21 protein-coding genes are annotated in these 26,997 nt (G+C 28.7%); 10 read left to right on the plus strand and 11 right to left on the minus strand.

From position 1 onward, the window contains the following. Nucleotide 1 precedes the first annotated feature (1 nt). The 5 genes from C4S77_RS00505 to C4S77_RS00525 all read right to left on the minus strand — a co-directional run bounded on the left by C4S77_RS00505 (nt 2) and on the right by C4S77_RS00525 (nt 6,987). Entirely contained in the window at nt 2–484 is a 483-nt protein-coding gene (locus tag C4S77_RS00505) for a DUF2271 domain-containing protein (RefSeq protein WP_105193821.1), read from the minus strand. Nucleotides 485–490: 6 nt separating this feature from the next. Further along, entirely contained in the window at nt 491–1,960 is a 1,470-nt protein-coding gene (locus tag C4S77_RS00510) for an ankyrin repeat domain-containing protein (RefSeq protein ID WP_105245276.1), read from the minus strand. A 140-nt stretch (nt 1,961–2,100) separates the two neighbouring features. Then, on the minus strand, nt 2,101–3,330 hold the full coding sequence (locus tag C4S77_RS00515) for a DUF4374 domain-containing protein (RefSeq protein WP_105245278.1): 1,230 nt from the start codon (nt 3,328–3,330) through the stop codon (nt 2,101–2,103). 35 nt (nt 3,331–3,365) lie between these two features. Then, nucleotides 3,366–4,592 (minus strand): DUF4374 domain-containing protein, encoded by a 1,227-nt coding sequence (locus tag C4S77_RS00520; RefSeq protein ID WP_105245280.1) that lies wholly within the window; start codon nt 4,590–4,592, stop codon nt 3,366–3,368. Between the two features lie 10 nt (nt 4,593–4,602). Continuing rightward, nucleotides 4,603–6,987, minus strand: a complete 2,385-nt coding sequence (locus tag C4S77_RS00525) for a TonB-dependent receptor (protein ID WP_105245282.1) — start codon at nt 6,985–6,987, stop codon at nt 4,603–4,605. Between the two features lie 140 nt (nt 6,988–7,127). Between C4S77_RS00525 and C4S77_RS00530 the strand changes: the two genes are divergently transcribed. The 10 genes from C4S77_RS00530 (at nt 7,128) to recG (ending at nt 19,679) form a co-directional block, all read left to right on the plus strand. After that, the gene (locus tag C4S77_RS00530) at nt 7,128–8,117 is read left to right on the plus strand and encodes a helix-turn-helix transcriptional regulator (protein ID WP_105245284.1); all 990 of its coding nucleotides are present in this window, start codon (nt 7,128–7,130) and stop codon (nt 8,115–8,117) included. A gap of 181 nt (nt 8,118–8,298) precedes the next feature. Further along, entirely contained in the window at nt 8,299–9,567 is a 1,269-nt protein-coding gene (gene serS, locus C4S77_RS00535) for a serine--tRNA ligase (protein ID WP_105245286.1), read from the plus strand. Between the two features lie 14 nt (nt 9,568–9,581). Further along, nucleotides 9,582–10,001 (plus strand): SufE family protein, encoded by a 420-nt coding sequence (locus tag C4S77_RS00540; protein WP_105193828.1) that lies wholly within the window; start codon nt 9,582–9,584, stop codon nt 9,999–10,001. A gap of 22 nt (nt 10,002–10,023) precedes the next feature. After that, on the plus strand, nt 10,024–11,010 hold the full coding sequence (locus C4S77_RS00545) for a glycosyltransferase family 9 protein (RefSeq protein WP_105245288.1): 987 nt from the start codon (nt 10,024–10,026) through the stop codon (nt 11,008–11,010). A gap of 266 nt (nt 11,011–11,276) precedes the next feature. Continuing rightward, a complete protein-coding gene (locus tag C4S77_RS00550; RefSeq protein ID WP_105245290.1) occupies nt 11,277–12,257 on the plus strand; it encodes a pyruvate dehydrogenase complex E1 component subunit beta in 981 nt (326 codons plus the stop codon). A 119-nt stretch (nt 12,258–12,376) separates the two neighbouring features. Continuing rightward, the gene (gene clpX / locus C4S77_RS00555) at nt 12,377–13,558 is read left to right on the plus strand and encodes an ATP-dependent Clp protease ATP-binding subunit ClpX (RefSeq protein ID WP_105245291.1); all 1,182 of its coding nucleotides are present in this window, start codon (nt 12,377–12,379) and stop codon (nt 13,556–13,558) included. A 107-nt stretch (nt 13,559–13,665) separates the two neighbouring features. Then, nucleotides 13,666–15,678, plus strand: a complete 2,013-nt coding sequence (locus tag C4S77_RS00560; RefSeq protein WP_105245293.1) for a T9SS type A sorting domain-containing protein — start codon at nt 13,666–13,668, stop codon at nt 15,676–15,678. Nucleotides 15,679–15,723: 45 nt separating this feature from the next. Continuing rightward, nucleotides 15,724–15,999, plus strand: coding sequence for a hypothetical protein (locus tag C4S77_RS00565; protein ID WP_146106002.1), 276 nt, complete (start codon nt 15,724–15,726; stop codon nt 15,997–15,999). Nucleotides 16,000–16,055: 56 nt separating this feature from the next. Continuing rightward, nucleotides 16,056–17,375: a TlpA family protein disulfide reductase gene (locus tag C4S77_RS00570; RefSeq protein ID WP_105245297.1), complete on the plus strand. Its 1,320-nt coding sequence runs from the start codon at nt 16,056–16,058 to the stop codon at nt 17,373–17,375. 201 nt (nt 17,376–17,576) lie between these two features. Beyond that, nucleotides 17,577–19,679: an ATP-dependent DNA helicase RecG gene (recG, locus tag C4S77_RS00580; RefSeq protein ID WP_105245301.1), complete on the plus strand. Its 2,103-nt coding sequence runs from the start codon at nt 17,577–17,579 to the stop codon at nt 19,677–19,679. 67 nt (nt 19,680–19,746) lie between these two features. Here the strand turns inward: recG and C4S77_RS00585 are convergent, their stop codons facing one another. The 6 genes from C4S77_RS00585 to C4S77_RS00610 form a co-directional block, all read right to left on the minus strand. Beyond that, on the minus strand, nt 19,747–21,219 hold the full coding sequence (locus C4S77_RS00585; protein ID WP_105245303.1) for a mannitol dehydrogenase family protein: 1,473 nt from the start codon (nt 21,217–21,219) through the stop codon (nt 19,747–19,749). Between the two features lie 87 nt (nt 21,220–21,306). After that, nucleotides 21,307–22,542 (minus strand): rod shape-determining protein RodA, encoded by a 1,236-nt coding sequence (gene rodA / locus C4S77_RS00590; RefSeq protein WP_105193836.1) that lies wholly within the window; start codon nt 22,540–22,542, stop codon nt 21,307–21,309. A 2-nt stretch (nt 22,543–22,544) separates the two neighbouring features. Beyond that, complete coding sequence (gene mrdA / locus C4S77_RS00595; protein ID WP_105245305.1) at nt 22,545–24,575, minus strand: penicillin-binding protein 2; 2,031 nt, start codon at nt 24,573–24,575, stop codon at nt 22,545–22,547. Then, nucleotides 24,572–25,087, minus strand: coding sequence for a rod shape-determining protein MreD (locus C4S77_RS00600; RefSeq protein WP_105193838.1), 516 nt, complete (start codon nt 25,085–25,087; stop codon nt 24,572–24,574). Before C4S77_RS00600 ends, mrdA begins: the two co-directional genes overlap by 4 nt. Beyond that, nucleotides 25,077–25,913 (minus strand): rod shape-determining protein MreC, encoded by an 837-nt coding sequence (gene mreC, locus C4S77_RS00605; protein WP_105245306.1) that lies wholly within the window; start codon nt 25,911–25,913, stop codon nt 25,077–25,079. Before mreC ends, C4S77_RS00600 begins: the two co-directional genes overlap by 11 nt. A 23-nt stretch (nt 25,914–25,936) precedes the next feature. Next, the gene (locus C4S77_RS00610; RefSeq protein ID WP_105193840.1) at nt 25,937–26,965 is read right to left on the minus strand and encodes a rod shape-determining protein; all 1,029 of its coding nucleotides are present in this window, start codon (nt 26,963–26,965) and stop codon (nt 25,937–25,939) included. Between the last annotated feature and the right edge of the window lie 32 nt (nt 26,966–26,997).

The raw sequence follows: 26,997 nt of genomic DNA on the forward strand, positions 1-26,997 counted from the left end.
ATTATTGAATCTTGCTTAGTCTCACATAATTAATATATCCGGTACCTGTAGACTTGCCTGAAAGTGCTTGTGTTGTAAGTGGTATTTCTAAATCTTTAGTGTAATATTTCTGATCTTCTACAGCTGTTTCAAAACGTAGTTTATATCCTTTATTTATTTTAGAATTTTCAATTTCTAAAGTGGTTATACTTCTATCTCCTCCAGTTACAGACGCTCCGGTTTTCGCATTTATATCTTTCTTTTTTGAATAATATTTGAACCATTCTTTTAAATTATTATACCATCTTTTATCATCTCCCATTATATATAAAGTTTTTTCATATTGACCTTGAGGCGAAATTAAAGAAACTACTATATAAGCTCCTTCACCCATATAATTATTCATTTGAAGTAAGCATTTATATTTAGAGGTCTGTGCATTTATTATAAAAGGCATTAACCCTAATAAAACACTATACAACACTTTTTTAAGATTTATTTTCATCATAATTTATTTTAGAAAATCTATAGACAATTTTTTCTGTTTTAAAACTTCATTTTCTTTTGCCAAATCATATGCTGTTTCTCCAAATTCCGTTTTTGCGTTTTTCTGAGCTCCTAATGATATTAAATACTTTAAAATACTAGTATCTTTAGCTATCATTGCTGCTCGCTGTAAAGGAGTAATTCCTTCATTATTAGGAGTATTCACATCTACATTAAGATCTGACAATTTTTTCATCAAATTTAAATCATTTTTTATAACTGCTAAATGATAAATAGTATTTCCCTCTTGTTGTTTTGCTGCAAAATTTAATCCTTTTTCTTTTAATAAAGTTAGCTTTGTATCGAAATCTTTATTTCTAGAATTATACGATTGAATAAGATAATAAACTGAGGTATTTCCATTGTTATCTGCTTGATTAATATCAGCTCCATTTTTAAGTAACAAGGCTACCATCTCTGAAGTACTGGATTTTACTGCTTGCATTAATGCACTTTCTCCTTTATTATTGGTATCATTTATATTTTTAACCATAGATAAAAAGATTTCCGTATTTTGTGTATCTTTTCCACTAGCGCTGTACATAAATGCTGTATTTCCATATTTATCTACTTTTTCCGGATCTACTTCTTTATTTAAAAAGTAGGCTATAATTGGAACCTGATTAGGCTTTGTTACCAAGATATGTAGAACAGTTTGCTGGTCTTCATTGGTTAGTAAAGGATTTATTTTTAAATCATCTACAAGGTATTGGAAAACATCTATAGTATTTGCTGTTCTTCGTGTAGCTTCAGCAGCCATAAATAGAGCATTATTTGTATGTTTTACCCCTTTTTCTTTAAGTTTTTTCAATAATTCTACATTCCCTTTTCTTGTTGCATAATCAAATGCTGTATTCCCTTTATCATCAGTATCTGAAAGAGAAAGTCCTTTAGATATTAAATAATCTGTAAGGTGAAGATCAGAATCATATGGAATTTCTAAAAGTAATATATTAGTTCCATCTTTATATTTTTTTTTAGGGTCTATTCCAGCATTAAAAAAAAGTTTATACAATTCAATATCTGTTTGTCCTGCATTAGCCGCAAATACCAAAGGAGTCAATCCATGAGAATCTTCAAGGTTTACATCACTTTTTTTCTCAATAAGGTACTTAATTAATTCTATATTTCCCTTGTATGCCGCCCAATGTAGATAAATCCGATTATCATGTGTTAATTTATTAATGTCATTGCCTTTTTGTCTTAATAAATACTTAACGGTTTCTATTGGTGCATCATTTAATATAGCTACCGTAACAGCATCAAACTTATTCTCATTAAATTCTATCGGATCATTACCTTTTTTAATTTCATTTTCCACTGAATGTATATTAGGTTTATTTTTCCAAAAGTCATTATCCAGCAGTATATTATTTTTTTGTGCATTCATCCAAAAAGATGCAATACATAGTAAGGTTATTAATTTTTTTTTCATTTTTTTTTATTTTATTAAGTAAAAGTAAATGTATAAAATTTTTATAATATTTTTTATATAGACTAAATAAAAATACCAAATAAAAAAGCAGCTGATAGTATCAGCTGCTTTATATAACACTCCTATTTAAGCAAAATTACTTAATTTTTAAAGTAAGATACAGCTCTGATCTGCTCTTTATCATTATTAACTTCGAATCCTTTAGTTGCATTTCCTGAAGCTGGATCAATAACATATACAGCTGAATTTCCGCTAACCGGATTTAATGGTAAATACATTTTTCCTTTATAAGCTAGTGGCCATCCATTGCTAGATATTTGAGAATAATCAGGAATACCTTGTACCCATTTAAAGTCTTTAGTTCCCATTTTAATAACTGCATAACGGGTTGCACTAGATGTATTTCCAGAATTTGTCAAATCATTATAAAACTCAAGTAAATAATAATCTTCTGTAATTGGAAAAACTTTTCGGAATTTATATCCTCCAGAAGCTGTTTCTATATCGAAATAATATTTATTATCAAATTCAGTAGTACCTTTATTTATTCTTAAAGCTCCTGCTTTTTTCTGCGTACTATTTCCTGAACCTGCACCTGAGAATACATACACATTTCCTGATTTATCTGTTGAAATCTGTGAATAAACTGCTCCTCTCCATTGTCCCCCTGAAAAACTTATACGTGAATCTTGGATTACTGATTTTATGTTTAAGTCATAATCCATTATAGCAACTGCAACATTATCTAATGAAGCATATTTAAACGCTGCTATAATTTCATTATTCCCTCTATCGGCAATTCCTGTTATAGTTGCTTTTTTGTCATTTATCATATGCGAAGCAAAATCTATTGGTTTGTCAACCATATTAATATTATCTCCACTTTTTTCAAAAAGATAACTATTATCTTTATTGGACATTGCAAAAATATAGTTACCAAAATTTCCGGTTACAGAAAATCTTCCGGTAATAAAAGGACTTCCTTGTAACTCTTGCATTTTATTATCGTCTCCAAATTTAAAAGCTCTGGCTCCAGATTTTCCTTGCCCTAAATCGGATCCGTTAGGATAGATAAATCCCATTAAAGTTTTAGAATTATTTACAACTATTTGAGTAAAAGAGCTGGTTGTTTTTACTGCATTTGCATTATCTACTATGCCATCAGTCCCGGAATCTAATTGATCAACCGTCAAAAAATAGGTACCTACCCCTAATTTTCCTGTTCCCGGAGCTGCGGATATTACAAATTTGCCTTTTTCTACTACAGGCGGTTCTACGGGACCATCATTATCATCACTACTACAAGAGATTGCCATATAACTCACCAGAACGCTTAGTATAACTTTTTGAATAATGTTTGTTTTTCTCATAATATATTTAATTTATAATCTGTTTATTGAATTTATTATTTTTTTAATAGGGATATACCGGTAATCCCTTCTGCTTCAACCACTAATCCTGCCTTAGCTGTAACCGTCTTAGGGTCTATTTCATATACGGTAGGCTGATCATTAGATGTGGTAACCGGATAATATATTTTTCCTTGATAACTTAAAGGCCAACCGGTTCCTGTTATTTGATCTTTAGACGGAAAACCTGTTCTTAGCCATGTAAATTTTTTGGAGTTCATTTTCACAATAGCGTATTGTGAAGCAGGACTTGTATTTTGATATTCCAATTCGTTATAAAATTCTAATAAAAAATAATCTTCAGTTATATGAAATACTTTACGAAATCGGTATCCACCTGAAACTTCTTCAATATTAAAATAATAATCTTTGTCGAATGATGTACTTCCTTTACTTATACGAAGCGCTCCTGCCGGTTTAGTGGTTGTACTTTCATAGGATCCGGAAAATACATATATATTTCCTGAATCGTCCATTCCTAATTGTGAGTACATCGCCGAACGCCATCTTCCGCAAGAGTAACTGATTCTATTGTCTGTATAAATCCTTTTTACGTTCAAATCTATATCCAAGGCTATGATATATACCTTGTCGGGATCATTGGGGTTTACTAAAGACGTAAGGAATTCTCCATTTCCTATATCAAGAATCCCGCTTATTGTAGGATTCCCATTGCCCACTATGTTATCTGTATGTAGTGTTTTTGTAGTGATAGAAAGATTGTTCCCATTTTGTTGTATAAAACTAAATATAGCTCCTGTAGTACCGTCCGCTAAAGGTTGGGTTCCTCTTGCTGCAACCATATAATCTCCAAAGGTTCCAACTGTATTAAAACTACTTACCTGAAATCCCATATCTCCCTCTCCTTTCAACTTTTGTAGCTTACCATTTTGCCCTAAAATGAAACAATACCCTACATAGGTTCCTCCTTGGCCATAAATAAGCCCTACCAGAGATTGATATTTATAATTTATAAAATGTGTAAATACCCTTCCTATTTCTATTCCTTTTCCCGATAAGCTGGAACTTCCTTGGTCCAGATTATTTGTAGTAAGCATATAACTTGAAGATCCTTTTGTAGCAGCTATCACAAATTTTTGTGAAAAATCATTAGATCCTTCATCTACTCCTTCATTAACACTATCATCACTTCCACAACTCGTTATAAATATTGTAGCTGTTAGAAGTAAAACTATTTTCTTTGTAAATAATGCTATTTTCATAATTTTTATATCATTTATTTTTATTTGTTTTAAAAAAGAAATATCGAAGCTTTATATAATAAGCTCTTCCTGGCTTTTGCAGGCTATAATTATCGTAAAGTAAAGTATTGGTGATATTTTTAAGTTCTAGAGAGGCATTAAACATGCCTTTATGGAAGCTATAATTTATCATTACATCATGAGATAATTGTTCGGGTAATGTATATTTTGAGCTTTTATCTCCTAAGCTTTCCCAGTTTAAATAAAATTTCCCTATAAAATTAAATGTATATCCTAAACTTAAATTATTACCTTTTTGCCCTATATTATTTATATAGTAAGCAGCATCAAGGTTTCCGAAAAAATAGGGGACATTCGGAATCCTATCATTATAAGTTGCATCTTTTCTAGTTCCACTTATTGATGAATAACGCTCTTTATTTCTTAAATCCTGATAGGTAATATTTCCTCCTATCATAAATCTATTTTTATAATAAAATTTAACTTCTGCATCTACTCCTATATTTTTTACTTTCCCATGATTTACATAACTAGCGGTTCCATAATGTTGTTCGATAATTCTTCGTATGTAATCACGAGTATCTCTATAGTAAGCACTTACATCAAAATATATGGAATTTTTATTTTTGAATTCTTTGTTCAAGGTAATTCCAACATTGTAATTCAACGAATTTTCAGCTTTTAATACAGAATTTCCCATTTCTAACACCTCATCTCCAAAAAGTTCATTATCTGTTGGTAAGCGATAGGCTTTTTCGAAAGATCCTTTTAACTGATAATCTTTCAAAAAATAAGTAAATGCTAAGCCATAACCTGTAGTATTATACTTTTCTGTAGTTTCTATATATTTTGTACTATTAGTGATTTTGGATATATTTTTGGGACCTTTTACTTTTTGATAATAATATTTTCCAAAAATGTCTGCATTCCATATATTCTTATAATTAAATTTATAAGAACCTCCTAATATATTTTTAAGATTAGTTCTTCGCATAGTATCTTTCACTGAGCCGATTTCTACAATAGAAACATGATCTGATTTTTTTCTTTCATATCCGCTTATAACATCGTTTATAGTGAAATTATGCATATCATTCCATTTATAACTTAAGTTTGCAGTTGCTGAAGTGTTATTATTATGAAATCTTGAAAGTGAATATATACCTTCTCCTTTAGTTTTTTTAGGTACATAATCACCAAACCAATTATATTGACGTGCTGCCGTGTCAATATTTTTATTATAATTTTTATTATAGTTAGCAGTTAGTTTAAAGTTTAGTCTTTTGATAAAAAAATCATTTTTTTCATAAACTAAAGATGGCATAACCGTTGTAGCTTCTCTTTTTTTCTTACCATATACAATTTCCATCAAATTAGCATTTTGGATATCAGAAAATTCTTCACCTAAAGTAATTCCAATCAAAAATTTATCCGCCCAGCTTTTTTTTGTAAATCCTACTTTCAATATACCTGTTTCGTTATGATATTTTCCATGAAACCTTTTTACCCAATATTTCTCTGATGAAAATACATTAGTATCTAAATCCAATACCGATGTTTTTACTTTATAATTATTATCTGAATAATTTTGAAATGCATTTAACTGAACTGTAAATCCGGACTTTGTTGTATGACCAAAATTTAAATTGGTTTTATATGTGTTAAATGAACCTGATGAATATGATAAATCCAAATAAGTATTTGCACTTTGGGCTGTCACTATATTAATAACTCCTCCAATGGCATCAGCCCCAAATTCAACAGGAACTACTCCTTTGTAAATTTCAATACGATCAGCAATATTTACCGGAATATTATTCAATTGAAACGCCGAGCCAAATCCTTGCATAGGTACACCATCCATAAATAATTTAACATGTCGTCCTGTAAAGCCATTAAGAGAAATAGACATATCTGAACCTACTCCTCCGGATTCTCTAATTTTAACTCCGGGTGCCTTCTCCAACATATGAGCTAAATCTAATGAGCTATTATAAAACGACTTAGCATCTAAAACTGTAACATTGAAAGCAGTTTCTTTTGTTTTCTGTAATGCTGTTTTTCCCTTGATTATTACATCTTCAATTTCTTTATAAGGTAAAGGTTTTAGTTCTACAGATATTTTTTTCTTTTCATTTTTAATTATATCAACCTCAATATGATAGTTTTCATAATCCTCATTCGAAAAAGAAAGTAAATAATGTCCTTGGGGTAAAACTAGTTTGAAATATCCATTTTGATCGGTTTTAGTTGTATAAGTAGTATTTTTTACCCCAACAAAAACCTCCGATATTGTTTTATTTTGAGATTTAACTATCCCCTCTATTATTCCGGTTTGTGAATATAGACCACTTGAAAATAAACCTAAAAAAAAGAAGTATAAATATATTTTCATTGAGTAGTAATTATTTTCTCACTAAATATTAATATTTTTTTTATTTTTGTTTAGACTAAATAAAAATTAAAGGCAAAGGTATAGGATTATAAATATATAATAATACCATATTTGGTATAAAAAATAACAGATATAGTATAATGATTATTTATTCAGAGATCAATAACAAACCAACATTGAAACTGGATATTCCAGATGAAATAAATATAAATTCTTCTATAATTAAAGAACAAAAATTTTTAAAGAATAATTTTGTCCAAGGAGAACAAGAGCTTATTTATACTAGTGGTTTATGTATACTTTCTCAAAAATTTACTGTTTTAGATGATTTTATTAATACATTTTCAGTTGAAAAAGAATATATTCAATTATCTTTATTATATAATGGTAATACCCAAATACTTAAACATGAAACTCAAATAATAAAAGAAGTTAAACCGGGGATTCTTCAAATGGCCTATCAGAACAAAAATAATATAAATGTAAAGATAATCCGCAGTAAGTCCCTAATGAACTATATTAGAATTTTTATTTCAAAACCATATTTTTTATCTATTCTAAAAAATGAAAAGTGGTTTCCTGACAGTGTATTAAATAAAAAAATACAAAATAACAAGTATATAAATTTTGGAGAAATAATCATTTCTGTAAATTTTAGTATTTTAAATATTTTTAATGATATAATTAATCATAATGAAATTGGAATTTTAGGTCATAGTTATTATCATGTGAAACTAAAAGAATTATTTTTGATTGTGTATAGAAATTTTTCTACAAAACAAAATCATTTATTAAATATAAAAGTTACAGACCTAAATAAAATTGAAATGGCTAAAGCTTATCTAAACACCCATTATGAAAATCCTCCTACTATTAAACAACTTTCAAGAATTATTCATTTGAATGAATTAAAACTTAAAACCGGCTTTAAGCTTTTATATAAAAATACTATTCATAATTATATATCCCAAGTTCGAATGAATTATGCACATCAAATGTTATTAAATAAATATCCAATAAATGAAATAGCTACAGCCATAGGATACAAAAGTCCTTCACATTTTATCGCCTCTTTTAAAAAACAATATGGAAAAACCCCTAAACAATATGTCATGGAAAATATGCCTTAATTATATATATCCTATTAAAATTAACATTTATTAAAGTTATATTTTCGCTATCCTTTTATTTACTAAGTGATTAATATTTTTTAACTATATTATTAAAAATAAAATACATTTGGACATTTATTAACTATATAAGATTTATTTTTTTTACACTAAATTTGTCGTTTAAAGAATTACATAAACTATGTTACAAGTTGCATTTATCAGGGATAACAAAGATAAAGTTCTTACAGGATTAAAAAAGAGAAATTTCGCCAAATTGGAATTGGTTAATGAAATTATTGCTTTAGATGACGTTCGAAAAAAAACACAATTTGATCTGGATAACCAGCTCGGTGAGATGAATAAAATATCTAAAGAAATAGGAATTTTGATAAAAGCAGGAAAACAGGATGAAGCAGAATTATCTAAAGCTAAAACGGCATCTTTAAAAGAATCCACAAAAAAATTACAACAAGAATTAAGCGAAATCGAAATAAATTTAAAACGATACTTATACGAAATACCTAATATACCTAATGACTTAGTCCCGGCAGGAATTAATGAAGAAGATAATTTGGAAGTCTTTAAACATACCAGTGATTTAACCATAATAAACCATGCAAAACCTCATTGGGAACTTACTAAAGATTTCGATTTAATAGATTTTGAACTGGGTGTTAAAATAACCGGTGCAGGATTTCCTGTTTATAAAGGAAAAGGTGCTCGTTTGCAACGTTCATTAAGCCAATATTTCTTAGATAAAAATGCAGAAGCAGGATATACAGAAATTGTACCTCCATTTGTCGTAAATGAAGCATCCGGTTATGGTACAGGACAACTTCCTGATAAAGAAGGACAGATGTATTTTGTTAATGAAGATAATTTATATTTAATCCCAACTGCTGAAGTACCAGTAACCAATATTTATCGTGATGAATTATTAGATCCTGAACAACTACCTATAAAGCTTACTGCTTACTCTCCATGCTTCAGAAGAGAAGCTGGTTCTTATGGTAAAGATGTGCGTGGACTAAATCGTCTACATCAGTTTGAAAAAGTTGAAATAGTAAGAATAGAAAAACCTGAAAATTCTTATCAAGCGTTAGAAGAAATGGTTGATCATATAAAAGGTATTTTGGAGTCCTTACAGCTTACATATCGAATCTTACGTTTATGTGGAGGAGATTTAGGATTTACCTCTGCTATAACTTATGATTTTGAAGTATGGTCAGGAGCTCAAAAAAGATGGTTGGAAGTCAGCTCTGTCTCAAATTTTGAAACCTTCCAGGCAAATCGATTAAAATTACGTTATAAATCCGAAGGAAAAAATCAGCTATGCCATACTCTAAATGGATCATCTCTTGCTTTACCAAGAGTTTTAGCCGCTTTATTAGAAAATCACCAAACTGAAACAGGAATCCACATACCCGAAGTTTTAGTACCATATACCGGTTTTGATTTTATTAACTAACATATTGTTTTATCATGACCATTTCAGAAATACAACAGGAATTAATAAATGAATTTAGTCTTTTTGATAACTGGGAACAAAGATATGAATATGTAATAGAATTAGGGAAATCTTTACCGATTATGCCAGATAAAGATAAAACAGAAGACAGGCTAATTAAAGGCTGTCAATCTCAAGTATGGTTTAAAGCTTATACCAAAGACGGAAAAATGTTTTTGGAAGCTGATTCCGACGCTATTTTACCCAGGGGAATTGTTGCTATGCTAATTCGAATATATTCTAATCAACCTATTTCGGATATTTTAAAATCCAATGAAGATTTTATAAAAGAAATAGGGTTACAAGAATTTCTTTCTCCTACCCGTGCCAATGGACTTCTAGCCATGATTAAACAAATAAAATATTATGCTATTGCTTATTCCATAAAAAAATAATCAATTCTAACAAATGCAGTAAATGGGCAATTCTAAAGAAAAGATTTTGGTATTTCGTTTTTCAGCCATGGGAGATGTAGCTATGACCGTTCCGGTACTAAGAGAATTTGCTGAACAAAACCCTGATATAGAATTACTTATTGTATCTCGCTCTTTATTTGAACCTTTCTTTCAATCAATTTCAAATTCCACATTCATTGGAGTGAATCTAGAAGATTATAAAGGAATACGAGGATTAAAGAAACTCGCTGAAGAATTAAAAGTATATAAAGCCACCATGATTGCTGATCTGCACAATGTTTTGAGAACGAAATTTTTAAAGTTTTTTTTATCCTCATCCACTACAAAAAAAGCAACCTTAAATAAAAATCGAAAAGAAAGAAAATTATTAACAAGAAGAAAAAACAAAATATTACAACCTTTACGTCCGGTTTCTGAAAAATATGCGGATGTATTCCGAGAATTAGGATTTACAATAAAATTATCACACAAATTATATCCTATATCTGAAAAAAAAGAAAATTGTATTGGTATAGCACCTTTTGCTAATTATAAAGAAAAAATGTTCCCTTTAGATAAAATGCGAGAAATATGTATAGACTTGGCATCGAATAATTGCACCATATACTTATTTGGAGGAGGTAAAAAAGAATCCGATATTTTAGAATCTTGGGAGAAATTGCATCCAAATATTCATTCCTTATCTGGAAAAACTTCTTTACAGGAACAAATAAAATTTATATGTTCCCTTCCTCTTATGATAAGTATGGATTCTGCAAACATGCATATTGCTTCACTTGTAGGAACACGGGTAATCTCTTTATGGGGAGCTACCCACCCCTTTGCCGGTTTTCTTGGTTATGGACAAAATGAAAGTGATGTAATTCAAAAAACAGATTTGAATTGTAGACCTTGTTCTATTTTTGGCAATAAGCCTTGCTTTAGGAAAGATCGAGCTTGTATGAACGAAATAACAATTCCTGAAATAATTAAAAAAATTCAATTATAATCATTTCCCATTTAAAAAGGTTATTAACTTAACCTAAAAAAATTCTCATATACAAATCCTTTAGGGGGAATATTATTTATAAGTAAAAGAGTTATTCATTAAATAATAACTTTACTTTATAAACTCTTAATAAAATTCATTTTAATATAATTGTTTCTATGAATTTAACACTCTATTTTTTACGTTAATTTTCTTTTTAATTCATTTAATAAAGAATTTCAGATAAATAAAATATTTGTATTTTTGTAATATTAATTTTTTAGAAAATGAAAGAAATTCAGTTTAGACAGGCAATCTGTGAAGCCATGAGTGAGGAGATGAGAAGAGATCCATCGATTTATCTTATTGGTGAAGAAGTTGCTGAATATAACGGAGCGTATAAAGCATCAAAAGGGATGTTAGATGAATTTGGTCCTAAAAGAATTATAGATACCCCAATTGCTGAAAGTGGTTTTTCTGGAATTAGTGTTGGGGCCGCAATGAATGGATGTCGTCCTATAGTTGAGTTTATGACTTTCAATTTTTCATTAGTTGCCATAGACCAAATTATAAATAATGCTGCCAAACTGTATCAAATGAGTGGGGGACAATGGAATATCCCCATTGTATTCAGAGGACCTACAGGTTCTGCAGGTCAATTAGGAGCTACTCATTCACAAGCTTTTGAAAGTTGGTATGCAAACTGTCCTGGATTGAAAGTTATTATTCCTTCAAATCCTTATGATGCCAAAGGACTTTTAAAATCAGCAATAAGAGATAATGATCCCGTTATATTTATGGAATCTGAACAAATGTACGGAGATAAAATGGAAATTCCTGAAGATGAGTATCTAATACCCATAGGAGTTGCAGATGTAAAAAAAGAAGGAACTGATGTGACTATTGTTTCATTTGGCAAAATCGTAAAATTAGCTATGCAAGCCGCTACTGAATTAGAAAAAGAAGGTATTAATGCAGAAGTAATCGATTTAAGAACTGTCCGTCCCTTAGATTATGAAACTGTAATCAATTCAGTTAAAAAAACTAATCGTTTAATTCTATTAATTGAAGAATGGCCATTTGCTTCTATAGCCAGTGAAATTACTTATATGGTGCAACAAAAAGCTTTTGACTATTTAGATGCTCCCATAAAGAGAATTACTACCCCAGATACCTCAGCTCCTTATTCTTCAGCTTTGTTTAATAAATGGTTTCCTAACGTATCAGAAGTAATTAAGGCTGTAAAAAATTCTTTATATAAAAAATAGTCCCCTTTAACCAAAAATAAAATTCTAACTTCAGGTTTCAAATTAAAAAAAAATTTATTAATTTGAAACCTGAAACGTTTAAAATAAAAAAACAAAATTATCTATCCAAATTTATATTTATGGAGGAAAAATGCACTTTTTGTGGTAGAAAAAAATCAGAAGTTAATTTACTTATTGCAGGACTTGATGGACATATTTGTAATGATTGTATAGAACAGGCCCACAATATTATAATACAAGAAAAAAAACATGAAGAAACTCATTTTGAGTTTCAAATTAAAAAACCTAAGGAAATCAAAAAATTTCTAGATGAATATGTAATCGGACAGGAAAATGCAAAAAAAACTTTATCCGTAGCTGTTTATAACCATTATAAGAGACTTACTCATTCTTTAGAAGTTAATAAAGAGGTTGAAATTGAAAAATCTAATATCTTAATGGTAGGAGAAACAGGTACAGGAAAAACTCTTATTGCAAAATCTATTGCAAAACTTTTGGATGTTCCTTTTACTATTGTAGATGCTACTGTTTTAACTGAAGCAGGTTACGTTGGCGAAGATGTAGAAAGTATCCTAACGCGTCTTCTTCAAGCTGCTGATTATGACGTAGAAAGAGCTGAACAAGGAATAGTGTTTATTGATGAAATTGATAAAATCAGCCGTAAAAGTGATAACCCTAGCATTACCCGTGATGTTTCGGGTGAAGGAGTTCAACAAGCTTTATTAAAACTCTTAGAAGGAAGTATAATAAATGTTCCGCCACAAGGAGGCAGGAAACATCCAGACCAAAAATATATTCAAGTAAATACACAAAATATTTTATTTATTGCCGGAGGGGCTTTTTCCGGAATAGAAAGAATTATATCTAATCGCTTAAACAAAAATGTCATTGGATTTGCTAAAGAAAGTAAAGAAGATTTAGAAAAAGAACACGTTTTGTCTCAGGTGAATGCTTTAGATTTAAAGAATTTCGGTTTAATTCCTGAACTTCTAGGAAGATTTCCTGTTATTACAAACTTAGAACCTCTAGATGATAAAGCAATGTTACAAATATTAACAGAGCCTAAAAATGCAATTATAAAACAGTACCAGGCCCTGTTCAAGCTTGATAATATTGACTTAACAGTATCTGAAGATGTTTTAAAAGAAATGGTTAATAAAACAAGAATGCTAGGCTTAGGTGCAAGAGGATTAAGAACTATTGCAGAAGAACTATTTTCCAAAATAAGTTATAATATTGAAGATTATCATGACAAAATATATATAACTATGGATACATATATTTTATTAACAAAAAAATAAATATTTTTATTCTTTAAAAATATTTATTTGATACTTAATTTTTTTATGTATATTTGTGTAGGATTATAGTACATTTTGTTTATAAAAATCACTTAAATGCTTAATCAATGAAAATAAATTTTACGCCCTTACTTTTTGTATTAGGCTTTATTACAGCTCATTCTCAGATTACAACTAACGGACAGGCCCAGATGTTTGTAAGCTCTAAAACTCTTGTGTATAGTACCGGAGATATCGCAATTAATGGTGATAAATCTAAAATTACCAATAGAGGTAACATAAGAATTAAAGATGGTACTTATAATAATAAAAGTACCGATGAAGATTCTGGCATCTTATTAACTTATACTGACGAACAAAATTATGGTCAACTAATTATCAATTCCCCAAAAAAAGCTACTGGAAAAATTAAAATGGAAAAAGTGCTTACGGGATATAATAAATATGCTTATTTTGGATCTCCTTTTTCAGATTATAAATTTGAAGATTTTGCTAAAGACGTTACGGGATCTGTAATCAATTTCGTACCACCATGTAAAACATCTAAAGGAAAAGAAGGTGTAGCTGAACCTGCTTCTGATTATTGTTCCAAGTGGGGTCAAGTTCCTATTTTCGTTTGGAACAATGAGCAATTTAGATATGATCCTGATGATGGAAAACAAACAAATAATGTTTTTACCCCAGGTTTGTTTTATGATATTAGAAAAAGTAAATATTCAGGTTTAGATTCTAAAGTAACTTTTACAGGTATACCTTATGTAGCAGATCAATCTACTACTCCTATAAAATATCCTGAACGAAATTTTAAAATTGCAAAATATGATAAAAATAAGGAAGCAGTGAATGTTTATAGTGTTAAATATTATACCTATATATCAGATGTTTTCGTTCCAGGTATTGAATCTTCATTTAATGAATCTACAGATAATTCAACTTTGAATGCACCAAATGCTAAATTTGCAGATAAAACTCTACAATTATTTAATCCATTTACTTCTAATTTGGATTTAAAAACCCTAACAAATAATTATACCGGACTTGTAGGAATTGGTTCATATGGAGGTGTTACCGTACCTGCAGAATCTAAAAAAAGATATTCTCAAAATGTTTCAGCTGTAACTATAGCTCCTTCAGGCGGTCTTGTTGGTCCTGTAAACCTCAGCATAATTCCACCTATGACTAATTTCTTTATCAAAGCTGCTCCAAATTCAGAAGGTGGAGCTACAACTTTAGATTTATATAATAGCAATAACCAAACTTTTGAAACTTCAGGCTATGCTTTTCCTACGTCAAATAGCGTTATAACAAAGAAATTAACATCTACCAGCGATAACATCTATCAAATTAATTTACGTTTATTTAATAAAAGTAAAGATATTTTTTATAATGAAACTTATATAGCTTCCGGATCTGAATTTGAAACAGCAGTTATACATAAAAATGAAGTTTATTCTTCTAATTCAAGTAATGAAAGAACTAGTATTTACACTTTACCTGAAGCTAAAACAGGAGGAATTGATCCTAATTTAGCAGATGTTAAGCTATATATAAATGTAATGAATTCTAGTTCTGAAAAAATTGCTATACCTGTAGGTATTGAGATTAATAAAGCTGATGGTTCTACATTTGTTATTACATCAGAATTAGCAGAAAATGGTAAGCTTTTAGCAAAAGGTATAAATAAATTTAATGATTCCAATGCTGATTTTTATTTTCATGATAAAAAATTAGGAAAAAGTATCTTGATAGATGCTAATTTTAATTATGAATTTACTCAAAACGAATCCACTAATGACCGATTTGAAATATATTGGGGGAAAAATAAAATTAATGGGGGGATAGGTGAAGAAATTATTAATGGTCCAGATGAAGCGGTAGCTCTAGATGGTTTAACTATTGTATATAAATCTGAGGATGAATATAAAGTACATTTTAATAAAAATTGGAAAAAAGCAGACGTTAAAGTATTTAGTATTTTAGGGCAATTAATTTCTTCTGCAAAAAATATAAATACTGAAGATGATTATTTACTACCGATTAAAAACGTTTCTTCTTCTATGTTTATAGTTAAAATTACAAATGAGAAAGGAGATACCATAACGAAAAAAATTATAAAATAATAAATTCTAGATTTCCTATTATTAAACATTAACATGCAACAAAAAATGAAAGTTATATTAAGCTCTGCGTTCATTATTTTTACTTATGTACAATCATTTGCATATAGTATATTACAAATAAATAACAATATTTCAATAGGAGATGACGGTCCTCCATTTCCTATTACTCCATTTGGTGGAGATACCGGTGAACCTGTAGATCCACCACCAAAAAAGATTCCAGGTAGCCCTATTGACATTATTATACCTTTTTTACTTATAAGTGTACTTATTCTAACCGTATATTTTATACGTCGGAAGAATAAATTAAAAAATATTTAAAAACTAATAAAATTTCATAAATTAGCCTTGTTAAATTAATAACAAGGCTGTTTTTTATGAAAAAATTATTAATGAGCTGTTTTTTAATTAGCAGTATATTACAAGCTCAATTTAATTTAAAAGGAACGATTAATAATTATTTTAACAAAAGAGTAATTATTAAATTAAATAAATCATTCGATGATGTATTAATAGGGAATCTAAATACGAGTATTAATGGAGAAATATCTATTCCTATCCGTGAAAAATATCATGGAATCATTGAGATTACTCTTCCAGATGCAAAAAAATCTTTAACATTCATTTCTGATAATACAAATATTAATTTTAATATTACTCTTAATTCAGATAATAACTTACAATTTAACAATGCAGGGAACCCTATAAATACAATTTATCAGGATTATCAAAATTATGATTTAAAAAAAAATATAATTTTGCCTGAATTAGAATCTATATTTAAAACTTATACTCCGAGCGAAGACTTTTATAATCAAATAAAAAATGAAATCCAAAAAATTTCAAATCTTAAAGAACCAGATTTAGCCCCTTATCCATTCCTTCAATATTATATTAAAACATCTGAACTTATTAAAATAACAGAAAATGCTACTAATAATAATGAAGTTCTAATTATACAGAAACAAATTACTGAACATTTTAAAAATGCTGGAGAAGAATTTGAAACTTCTGGTTTAGGGAGAAGTCTTCTCTATAATTATTTAAAATCCTCTGCTTCTATTACCAATAATCAGAATGAATGGGAAGATAAATTAGATAAATCTATACAAAGTTTATTAGAGGAAGTAGGAGAAGACACTAGCAGGGGGCAAGATATTTTATCAGCTACAATAAATTTCTTAAATAGTTATGGAATTACTAAATTAAGTAATAAATACATGAAAGAAGCTGAATCTCTAACCTGTGAAATCAGTCCAGATTTAAAAAATACAATAGAAAAAAATAATAATATTAAAGAGGGTAAAATTATACCCAATATCAAATTTACCCATAAACTAGACGGAAAATATTCTTCCCTTTATGATATTAAAACAAAATATAAACTTATCTTGGTATGGGCTACATGGTGTGGACATTGTAAAAGAGAAATTCCATATATAAAACAGTTTTATGATAACTTTAAAAAATCAGGAGGGGAAATTATAGGATTTGCTATTGAATATGAAAAAGAACCTTGGGAAAAAATGATACAAGACATTCCTTGGCTCAATGATTCTGATTTTCTTTATTGGGATAGCAATTTTTCTAAAGAGCTTAACATTAGTGGAACTCCTACTTTATTTTTGGTAGATAAAAATAATAAAATTTTAAAAATTTCTGCAAAAATATCAGATATTACTAATTTAATAAAGTAATAAATTAACACAATAATTATTTTTTTACCTTTATAAAACAAAAAGATCCATCTTGACTGCAATCAATAGTTATTAATTTTGAATTATTTATTATATTAAAAAGTTGATTTTCTTGATTAAATAATAAATATATATTTATTATAACTTTTATTGAAAATAAAAAAATTATAAAATAACATCTGTTTTTTATATTTTTATAAAATGAGGAATTTGCATTTTCATACACCATTAGAATATGTTAAAGGAATTGGACCTGAAAAAGCAGCTTTACTCAAAATTCATTTAGGTCTAAAAACATGTGGCGATTTACTTAACTATTTTCCTTTCCGTTATGTTGACAAAAGTAGAATTTATACTATAAATGAAATAAATACAGCTTCTGCTGAAATTCAATTAAAAGGTAAAATAATTTCTATAAATGAAATTGTTCAGAATAAGAAAAAAAGATTAACGGGTATTTTTGAAGATTCTACAGGGACTTTAGAATTAGTTTGGTTTAATGTAACTAACTGGTTAATAAAAAGTATCCCATTATATGAAGAAATAATTATTTTTGGAAAGATTAATCATTTTAATAATAAATTTAATATGATTCATCCTGAAATTGAAAAAATTAATGACCCTAAAATAAATTCAACACCTCTTGAACCTATCTACTCTAATTCAGAAAAAATACAAAAAAGGGGAATAAATCAAAAATTTTTAAGAAAAATTATACATGAGATTCTTTTATCTTTAGAAAATCCAATACAAGAAAATTTATCCGACGAAATACTTTCGCAAAACAAACTAATTCCCAGAGCTCAAGCTTATAAAGAAATTCACTTTCCGACTAATTATAAAATTCTTCAGCTATCTGAATATAGATTAAAATTTGAAGAAATGTTTTTTTTTCAGTTGGGACTTGGTCTAGAAAAAAAATATAGGCAAAGTACTACTCCGGGATATTTATTTCGCAATATAGGTAACAATTTTAATAATTTTTTTTCACATTACCTTCCCTTCTCTCTTACTAATGCCCAAAAAAAAGTAATACGTGAAATAAGAAAAGACCTAGGTAGATCTGTTCAAATGAATCGTTTATTACAAGGAGATGTAGGCAGTGGAAAAACTGTAGTTGCATTAATGAGTATGCTTATTGCAATTGATAATGGATTCCAAGCTTGTATGATCGCTCCAACAGAAATTTTAGCTATACAACACTTTAACGGAATTAAAGAGCTTATAGGAAATATGAGCCTTTCAATTAACTTACTCACCGGGTCAACTCCAACTTCTGAAAGAAAAAATATACATCAAAATTTACAAAATGGATCTCTCAATATCCTTGTAGGAACCCATGCTGTATTAGAAGATAATGTGGTATTCAAAAATTTAGGTTTAGCCATTATCGATGAACAGCATCGTTTTGGAGTTAAGCAAAGATCTAAATTATGGAAAAAAAATACTATTCCTCCCCATATATTAGTAATGACTGCAACCCCTATTCCTAGAACTCTTGCTATGAGCTTTTATAGTGATCTTGATGTTTCAATAATTGATGAACTTCCCAAAGGTAGAAAAGAAATCAAGACTTATCATAGAACTGATGCTCAACGATTAATGGTATTTCAATTTATAAAAGATGTGATAAATAAAGGGAGACAAGTTTATGTTGTATACCCTTTAATTGAGGAAAGTGAAACATTGGATTATAAGGATTTAATGGATGGTTACGAAAGTATAGTACGAGAATTCCCTATGCCTGACTATCAAGTAAGCATAGTTCATGGTAGAATGAAACCTGCAGATAAAGAATATGAAATGGCTCGTTTTATCAATAAACAAACTCAGATAATGGTAGCTACTACCGTAATTGAGGTAGGTGTAAATATTCCAAATGCATCCTTAATGATTATTGAAAGTGCTGAAAAATTTGGCCTATCCCAACTTCATCAATTAAGAGGCAGAGTAGGCCGTGGATCTAATCAATCTTATTGTATCCTGATGACCAAAACAGAACTTTCGAAAGAAGCTCAAAAAAGAATTCAAACTATGTGTAAAACTAATGATGGTTTTAAAATTTCTGAAGTTGATCTTGAAATAAGGGGACCCGGAAATATTTTAGGTACTCAACAAAGTGGTATGCTAGATTTAAAAATAACTAATTTAGTACATGATAAAGCTATTGTTTCATTATCAAAATCTGCTGTTGATCAATTATTATTTTCAGACCCTAAATTACAATTAGAAAAAAATAAGTCTATTAAAGAGTTTTTTTTAACTCATCATTTAGATAAATTTCATTGGGCTAAGATTAGTTAAATTCATTGATTTAATAAAAAAATATTAAGTATAACTTAATTTAAACTTCTAAAAAAACATTAAATAATTATATTTTTTTTAAAACATTTTCAATACCTTGTTCTTTAATTTCATTGACTCTTTGTAAATATTGTTGAGTAAATTTAGATGATGAAATTAAATCGGTACTTGAAAATGGAGATAATTTAAGGAATTGTGTTGCATCATTACTTGCAATTAATTTTTCATCATCCTCAGTCAACCATGGTTCATTAATAGTGAAAGAATTACCTTTATTATCTTTTTTATATTTTAAATAATGTCTGTAAGCAGCCACAAAAAAGGTCAACCTGGTTAAATCTGCATTATCCCTAATCATTTTTATTAAATTAGGCATGATATAAACAGGAATTTTTGAAGCTCCATCTGAGCACAATCGGCTCAATTGATCACTAACGGACTTATTTGAAAATCTTTCAATTAACGTTTTTTTATAAGCTTCTAAATCAATATCTCCTGGGGCTGGAACATAGGGAGTAATATCTTTATTCATAAAATCTTCCAATAAATGAATAAATAATTTATCATTCATTGCTTCATCTACTTGCCTATAACCCATTAAAAATGCAGGATATGATAATAAAGAATGTGACGCATTCAATAGACTTAATTTCATATTTTCATAAGCTGAAACATCATTTGTCATTTCTACTCCTACCTTTTCCCATAAAGGACGACCTGCTGCAAAATTATCTTCAATCACCCATTGTATAAAATCTTCACAAAAAACAGGTGCCGCATCATTTACATTATTTTGCTTATTTAATCTGTCTTTATCACTTGATGAAACAGCTGGGGTAATTCTATCTACCATACTGGTAGGAAATGTTACATTTTTTTCTACCCATTTATATAATTCAGTATCTTGAGCTTTAATAAATGAAAGAAATGCTTTGCTGCATATTTTGCCATTATGTTGCAAGTTATCACAAGATAAGATTGTAATAGGGCCATTTCCTAAATATTCCCTTTTCTTTAGGCCTGCTGCAACATATCCAAATACTGTTTTGGGTTTATTATTAATCTCTAAATCATTCTGAATCATAGGTGATGTTAATATAAATTCTCCATTAACTTTATCTATATTATATCCTCCTTCTGTAATAGTTAAAGTAATAATTTTAATATCTTTATCTGCTATTTTGTTTATTATTTTATTTGAATCTTCAAAAGCCCATAAACAATCAATCAATGACCCTATTTCAAATGTTTCATTTTTACCATTTCTACCGCATACTGTTAAAGTATATAAATTATCTTGTCCCTTAAGTGCTTTATAAAGACTTTCATCACTAGGTAACAAACTAATTCCACAAATTCCCCAATTTTGCTGATCTGAAAATGTTAATAAATGATTAGTATAAAATTCTTCATGAGCTCTATGGAAATTACCTATACCTATATGTACAATTCCTGCTTTTATTTTTGAACGATCATAATTAAATGGATGTATATCTTTATTTTTTAAACTAAATATCCCTTTTGCTTTTATTTCTTCCATAACATAAATATTTAGTGAAAATAAAAACAAAAATTACACCATTAAACAATAATTTAAGGATAATTTATCTCAATTAGTTAAAAGTAACTAAATTAAACTATTCTTATCTGCATAATTAAGCCGAAGAAATATAAATATAAATAAAGAAAAACCTAATAATGAACTTCCTCCATAGCTAAAAAAAGGTAAAGGAATTCCAACTGTTGGAAACAAACCAATTACCATACCTAAATTAATAAAAAAATGCATGAGCAAAACAGATGCTAAACAATAACCAAAAACTCTGGAAAAAGTACTTTTTTGTGTTTCTGCCAAATAATATATCCGTGCTATTAAGCAGGCATATAATATTATTAAAATTGAACTACCTACAAATCCCCACTCTTCCCCTACTGTACAAAATATATAATCTGTTCTTTGTTCAGGAACAAAACCTCCGGCAGTAACACTCCCTTGCTTATATCCCTTTCCCCAAAAACCACCCGAACCAATAGCTGTTTTTGAATATAATAAATTATATCCTGCTGTATCTCTATATTTTTTTTCCCCTTCATACAAAACCATAATTCTCTCTTTTTGATGTTTAGGTAATTTTTCAAAAACATAAGGAGATATAGCGCTTACAAATCCAGATATTGTTAAAAATACAACTATGAAAATAATATTGAGTGGTTGATTCCATTTTATTTTCCTTCTTAAAATGTACAAAAAAATTAATATTATAAGTAATAAAATTGCTATTATAATCCATGCAGGAATCCAAATAGAAAATAAAAACAAAATTGTAAAGTAAAAACCTATAATAAAAATCCACCCTGACATCCCTTCTCTATATAAAGCTATATAAAATGCTATAAATACTAAAATTGAACCTACATCGGGTTGTAACAGAATTAATATAATAGGAATAGTTATAATAAGTAGGGATACTAATAATGAAAAAGTTTTTTTTATGTTGAAATTGGGGGAATCTATATAATTAGCCAACATTAATGAGGTGGATATTTTAGCCAATTCTACCGGCTGTAAGCTTATCGGACCAAAATTATACCATGCTTTAGCACCATTTACGACACTTCCAAATACAAGTACTCCAGCCAATAATATGAGTCCCAAAATATAAAATAATCCTGCAAAATTTTCAAAAAATTTAGGGCGTACCAAAAATGTCCAGCTTCCTACAATTACTGAAATTGTTAACCATATCATTTGTTTGGTACCACTTAAAGAATCCACACTAAAGATATTAGCTACTCCAAACATTGCTATTAATAAATATAAAAATAGCATCAAACCATCTATGCCTCTAAATGTTTTACCCATTTTTAATCTCCTTCAAAATTATCTGTATCTTTTTTGGATATCAAAGATTCTTTATTTTGATTATTTATGATTTCTTGTATTAATTTTTGTTTAATTTTTGCTGAAAGTTTATTATCTGATTGTATTCTTTTTATACTATCTTTTATTTCAGTGCTCAAATTGGGTGGTATGTATTTTCCTATTCTTTTTAAGTATTCATTCCATTGTCTTGCATACTCTCCACTAAAATTAGCTTTTTCAATACTTTCCTCCATAGATGTCCTTTGTATAGATCCTGTAAGATATTTTTCTGCTATTAAAGAGGCTATAGGTCCTGCATATGTAGCCCCGAAACCTCCATTTTCAACCACTACAGCTACAGCAATTTTTGGTTTATCTGCAGGTGCTATAAGAACAAATATTGAATGGTCTTTTCCATGTGGATTTTGAGCTGTTCCTGTCTTTCCTTCTTGACTAAATACCTTGGTTGCTATTCTTCTTGCTGTACCACTTAAAACTACCATCTCCATTCCTTTATTAACAATATCAAAATATTTTCTATCTACTTTGGTATTTTTAGGTTTTACAAAATTCGGATTTGTTATAGGATTTCCATTTATTGCTTTTACTATATGCGGTGTATAAAAAAATCCCCTATTCGCTATGGCTGCTGTGTAATTCGCTATTTGTAACGGAGTTGCTAAGATTTCTCCTTGTCCGATAGAATTTGAAATTATGGTATAAATATTCCATTTATTTACTCCATATCGTTTATTATAATATTCTGAATTTGGAATATTTCCTTTGCTCCCTACAGCTAAATCATTATTCATGTAATTCCCTACGCCAAAACTTTTCATTATATCACTCCATTCATCAATACTTTTTTCTATATTATTGGGATATTTATTAAGTATTCTAACATACGTTTCAGCAAAAAAGTTATTGCAAGATTTTTGTATAGCTTTATCTATAGTTATTGGTGAATAAAAATATCCGCAGTGACACCCAATCCTTCTGTTTCCATAATGAAACCCGTGTTTACAAACAAAGGTTGTTTTTTCATCAATTACCCCCATCTGCATAGCCACCAAACCATTTAGCAATTTAAATGTAGACCCAGGCGGATACATAGCTTGAGCTGCTCTATCATACATAGGTTTATTTACAGAATCCATTTGCAAGGCATAAATATGCTTGTTTTTATCTTTTCCTATAAACACAGACGGATCAATCACAGGGGATGAAGCCATAGCTAAAATTTCTCCATTATTTGGATCTATAGCTACTACACCTCCTCTTTTATTGGTTAATAATCTTTCGGCAAGATTCTGTAATTCATAATCAATTGTTAATGTTATATCCTCACCACTTTTCATCTGTTGGTCGTACTCTCCATTTTTGTAAGGACCTATACTCCTCATTTGCCTGTCTTTCTGAATATATTTAATGCCTTTAATACCTCTTAAATATTTTTCATAAGATTTTTCAACCCCAGACATTCCTGCTAAATTTCCAGGTAGGTAATAAGTAGAATCGGACTTTATATATTTTTCATTAACTTCATTTATATAACCTAAAATATTACCGGCAGAATTAACTAAATAATTTCTTTCAGGAGTTCTTACAATTGAAAATGCATTGTATTTAAATATTTTTTCTTGAATTCTAGCTAAATCTTCTGTTGTTAACCCTTTCATAAAGGTCATAGGAACAAGTTTAGAATAATTAGGATTTGCTTTTATATTATGTATTATTTTATTAAATTGGGTTGGGGTTATATTAACAAGTTTACAAAAGCTTAATGTATCAAAATCTTTTTCCATTTGGGCTTGTGTAAATGTTAATTCATAAGAAGGCGTGTTTCCTACTAAAATTTTACCATTCCTATCCATTATATATCCTCTTAAAGGAATTTGATATTCTGCTTTAATGGATGTGTTAGCTGCATTTAATTTATATTTTTCTGTAAATAACTGTAAGTATGCAATTCTAGCTATAAAAATAATTGTTATTGATATTAAAATCCAGATTAATATTTGAAACTTCTTCATTTTTCTAGTCTATTCTTAATAAATGCATAAAAAATTAATATAAATAAAAATGAAAATAAAGAGGTGATTAATGCATCTTTAACAGCCATTATAAACATTGATATTTTAAGACTTTCTAAAATGAATAAAGATAAATGATGAACTAAAATTATAAATATAAAATACGTTAAAAACTGTACTAAATTAAGATCTGAAAAATGAAATAGTTTCATTTCTTTTTGTAAATCTGAGATATATCTTATTACCGGGTTTCTTATATAAGCTATTAATATAGTGGAAAATGCATTTACTCCTCCTGTATCCATTAGACAGTCCACTCCAAAACCTAATAAAAATGCAAAAATTAAAAACCAATGTGATTCTGATTTATTATAGGGATAAAAAATTACCCATATAATATATACAATTGGGCTATACTTATGAAAAAAAAATATATTGTTAAAAATAAATACTTGAGCTAATATAAGAACAGGAATTATAATTATATTTATAAAAAATGTTTTATTGAGCATTGGTAATAGAATCTTGTAAACTTTTTATTTCTGTTCTGTCTAATTTATTTACTATATATACTTTTTGTATATTCCCCATATCTTGGAATAATTCAACAGATATATTCCAATTGCCTGTTTCTTCATCAATCGACTTTCCACTTACTCTTCCAATTAATATTCCTTCCGGATAAGTTCTTGATTTACCATCTGTTTCTATGGAATCTCCAATTTTAACACCAACATATTTTGGTATATCTGATAATCTCATAATTCGGGAGTCTTCTCCTTCCCAACTTAACGTACCATAATATTTACTAGATTTTAATCGAGCATTTATTTTTGTATTTTTATTAAGAATAGACATTACTTTAGAATAATTATTTGTTGAATTTATAATCATCCCAACTACACCTTCTGAAGATATCACTCCCATTTCAACATTAACTCCTTGTGCTCTACCTTTATCTATAATTAAAAAATTATTGGCTCGTGTTATTGAATTTGAAACTATATTAGCAGTTGTATAGTAATATTTTTGTTTATATTTAGTGGAATCTAACATAGGAATAAATTCCGGCTTAATTTTTTGATCTTTGCCTAAAAAAAGATTTCTATATTGTTTATTTTCTTCTAAGAGGCGTTCATTTTCCTTTTTAAGATTAAAATAGGTAGTAATGTCTGTTATATTCTTATCTACAAAACCAATAAAGGTAATTATTTTATTTTCAAGCAAAGAATTGTGATATATATTTTTATTAAAAGTAAAAAATATAGCTATTGCCTGTAATAATAGAAAGAGTAAAAAACGACTATTTCTGTATAAAAATTTGAGTAATACAGACATTCATTTAATATTTATAGTAAGAATTATTTAATTAAAAAATTCTCAAACTTTTCTATGTTTTTTAATGCAATCCCAGTACCTCGTACTACTGCTCTAAGCGGATCATCAGCTATAAAAACAGGTAACCCTGTTTTTCTACTTATTCTTTGATCCAAACCTCTGAGTAATGCTCCTCCTCCTGCTAAATAAATTCCAGTATTATATATGTCTGCTGATAATTCCGGCGGTGTTCTAGAAAGAGTTTCCATAATGGCATCTTCTATTCTCAATATGGATTTATCTAATGCCCTGGCCATTTCTTTATAGTTTACCATTATTTCTTTAGGTTTTCCTGTAATTAAATCTCTTCCTTGAACCGGTAAATCTTCAGGCGGATTATCTAATTCTTCTAATCCAGAACCTACTTCCATTTTAATGTGTTCAGCAGTCTTCTCTCCTATATATAAATTATGATGTGTCCTCAAATAATATACAATATCATTTGTAAATACATCACCGGCAATTTTTATTGAATTATCACATACTATTCCACCTAAAGCAATTACAGCTATTTCTGTAGTACCTCCTCCTATATCTATAATCATATTTCCTTTAGGTTGTGTAACATCTATTCCTACTCCTATAGCAGCTGCCATAGGCTCATATATTAATTTTACATCTTTTGCATTTACATGAGCTGCAGAATCTTTTACAGCTCTTTTTTCTACTTCTGTAATTCCTGAAGGAATACAAATTACCATTCTTAATGAAGGATTAAATACTTTTCCTTTAATGCCCGGAATTTGTTTTATAAATTCTCTGATCATATGTTCAGAAGCAGCAAAATCAGCAATCACACCATCTTTTAAAGGACGTATTGTTTTTATATCATCATGTGTTTTTCCTTGCATTTGTTTTGCAGTTTCTCCAACAGCAATAGGTTTTCCGGTTCTTCTATCAATAGCCACTATTGATGGACTATCTACTACCACTTTATTATTATGAATTATTAAGGTATTTGCAGTACCCAAATCAATAGCTATTTCCTGTGTAAGAAAATCAAATAACCCCATTATTAAATGTTAATTTGTAATATTATTTATCT

The organism is Apibacter adventoris (assembly GCF_002964975.1).
GTDB classification, from domain to species: Bacteria; Bacteroidota; Bacteroidia; order Flavobacteriales; family Weeksellaceae; genus Apibacter; species Apibacter adventoris.

What these genes read in the sequence shown, in the direction of transcription:
- mrdA (WP_105245305.1), bottom strand. Translation starts at nt 24,575, where the DNA reads ATGAAGAAGTTTCAAATATTAATCTGGATTTTAATATCAATAACAATT.
- mreC (WP_105245306.1), bottom strand. Translation starts at nt 25,913, where the DNA reads ATGTCTGTATTACTCAAATTTTTATACAGAAATAGTCGTTTTTTACTC.
- clpX (WP_105245291.1), top strand. Translation starts at nt 12,377, where the DNA reads ATGGAGGAAAAATGCACTTTTTGTGGTAGAAAAAAATCAGAAGTTAAT.
- C4S77_RS00515 (WP_105245278.1), bottom strand. Translation starts at nt 3,330, where the DNA reads ATGAGAAAAACAAACATTATTCAAAAAGTTATACTAAGCGTTCTGGTG.
- C4S77_RS00530 (WP_105245284.1), top strand. Translation starts at nt 7,128, where the DNA reads ATGATTATTTATTCAGAGATCAATAACAAACCAACATTGAAACTGGAT.
- C4S77_RS00610 (WP_105193840.1), bottom strand. Translation starts at nt 26,965, where the DNA reads ATGGGGTTATTTGATTTTCTTACACAGGAAATAGCTATTGATTTGGGT.
- serS (WP_105245286.1), top strand. Translation starts at nt 8,299, where the DNA reads ATGTTACAAGTTGCATTTATCAGGGATAACAAAGATAAAGTTCTTACA.
- C4S77_RS00510 (WP_105245276.1), bottom strand. Translation starts at nt 1,960, where the DNA reads ATGAAAAAAAAATTAATAACCTTACTATGTATTGCATCTTTTTGGATG.
- C4S77_RS00560 (WP_105245293.1), top strand. Translation starts at nt 13,666, where the DNA reads ATGAAAATAAATTTTACGCCCTTACTTTTTGTATTAGGCTTTATTACA.
- recG (WP_105245301.1), top strand. Translation starts at nt 17,577, where the DNA reads ATGAGGAATTTGCATTTTCATACACCATTAGAATATGTTAAAGGAATT.
- C4S77_RS00525 (WP_105245282.1), bottom strand. Translation starts at nt 6,987, where the DNA reads ATGAAAATATATTTATACTTCTTTTTTTTAGGTTTATTTTCAAGTGGT.
- C4S77_RS00570 (WP_105245297.1), top strand. Translation starts at nt 16,056, where the DNA reads ATGAAAAAATTATTAATGAGCTGTTTTTTAATTAGCAGTATATTACAA.
- rodA (WP_105193836.1), bottom strand. Translation starts at nt 22,542, where the DNA reads ATGGGTAAAACATTTAGAGGCATAGATGGTTTGATGCTATTTTTATAT.
- C4S77_RS00520 (WP_105245280.1), bottom strand. Translation starts at nt 4,592, where the DNA reads ATGAAAATAGCATTATTTACAAAGAAAATAGTTTTACTTCTAACAGCT.
- C4S77_RS00550 (WP_105245290.1), top strand. Translation starts at nt 11,277, where the DNA reads ATGAAAGAAATTCAGTTTAGACAGGCAATCTGTGAAGCCATGAGTGAG.
- C4S77_RS00600 (WP_105193838.1), bottom strand. Translation starts at nt 25,087, where the DNA reads ATGCTCAATAAAACATTTTTTATAAATATAATTATAATTCCTGTTCTT.
- C4S77_RS00565 (WP_146106002.1), top strand. Translation starts at nt 15,724, where the DNA reads ATGAAAGTTATATTAAGCTCTGCGTTCATTATTTTTACTTATGTACAA.
- C4S77_RS00545 (WP_105245288.1), top strand. Translation starts at nt 10,024, where the DNA reads ATGGGCAATTCTAAAGAAAAGATTTTGGTATTTCGTTTTTCAGCCATG.
- C4S77_RS00505 (WP_105193821.1), bottom strand. Translation starts at nt 484, where the DNA reads ATGAAAATAAATCTTAAAAAAGTGTTGTATAGTGTTTTATTAGGGTTA.
- C4S77_RS00540 (WP_105193828.1), top strand. Translation starts at nt 9,582, where the DNA reads ATGACCATTTCAGAAATACAACAGGAATTAATAAATGAATTTAGTCTT.
- C4S77_RS00585 (WP_105245303.1), bottom strand. Translation starts at nt 21,219, where the DNA reads ATGGAAGAAATAAAAGCAAAAGGGATATTTAGTTTAAAAAATAAAGAT.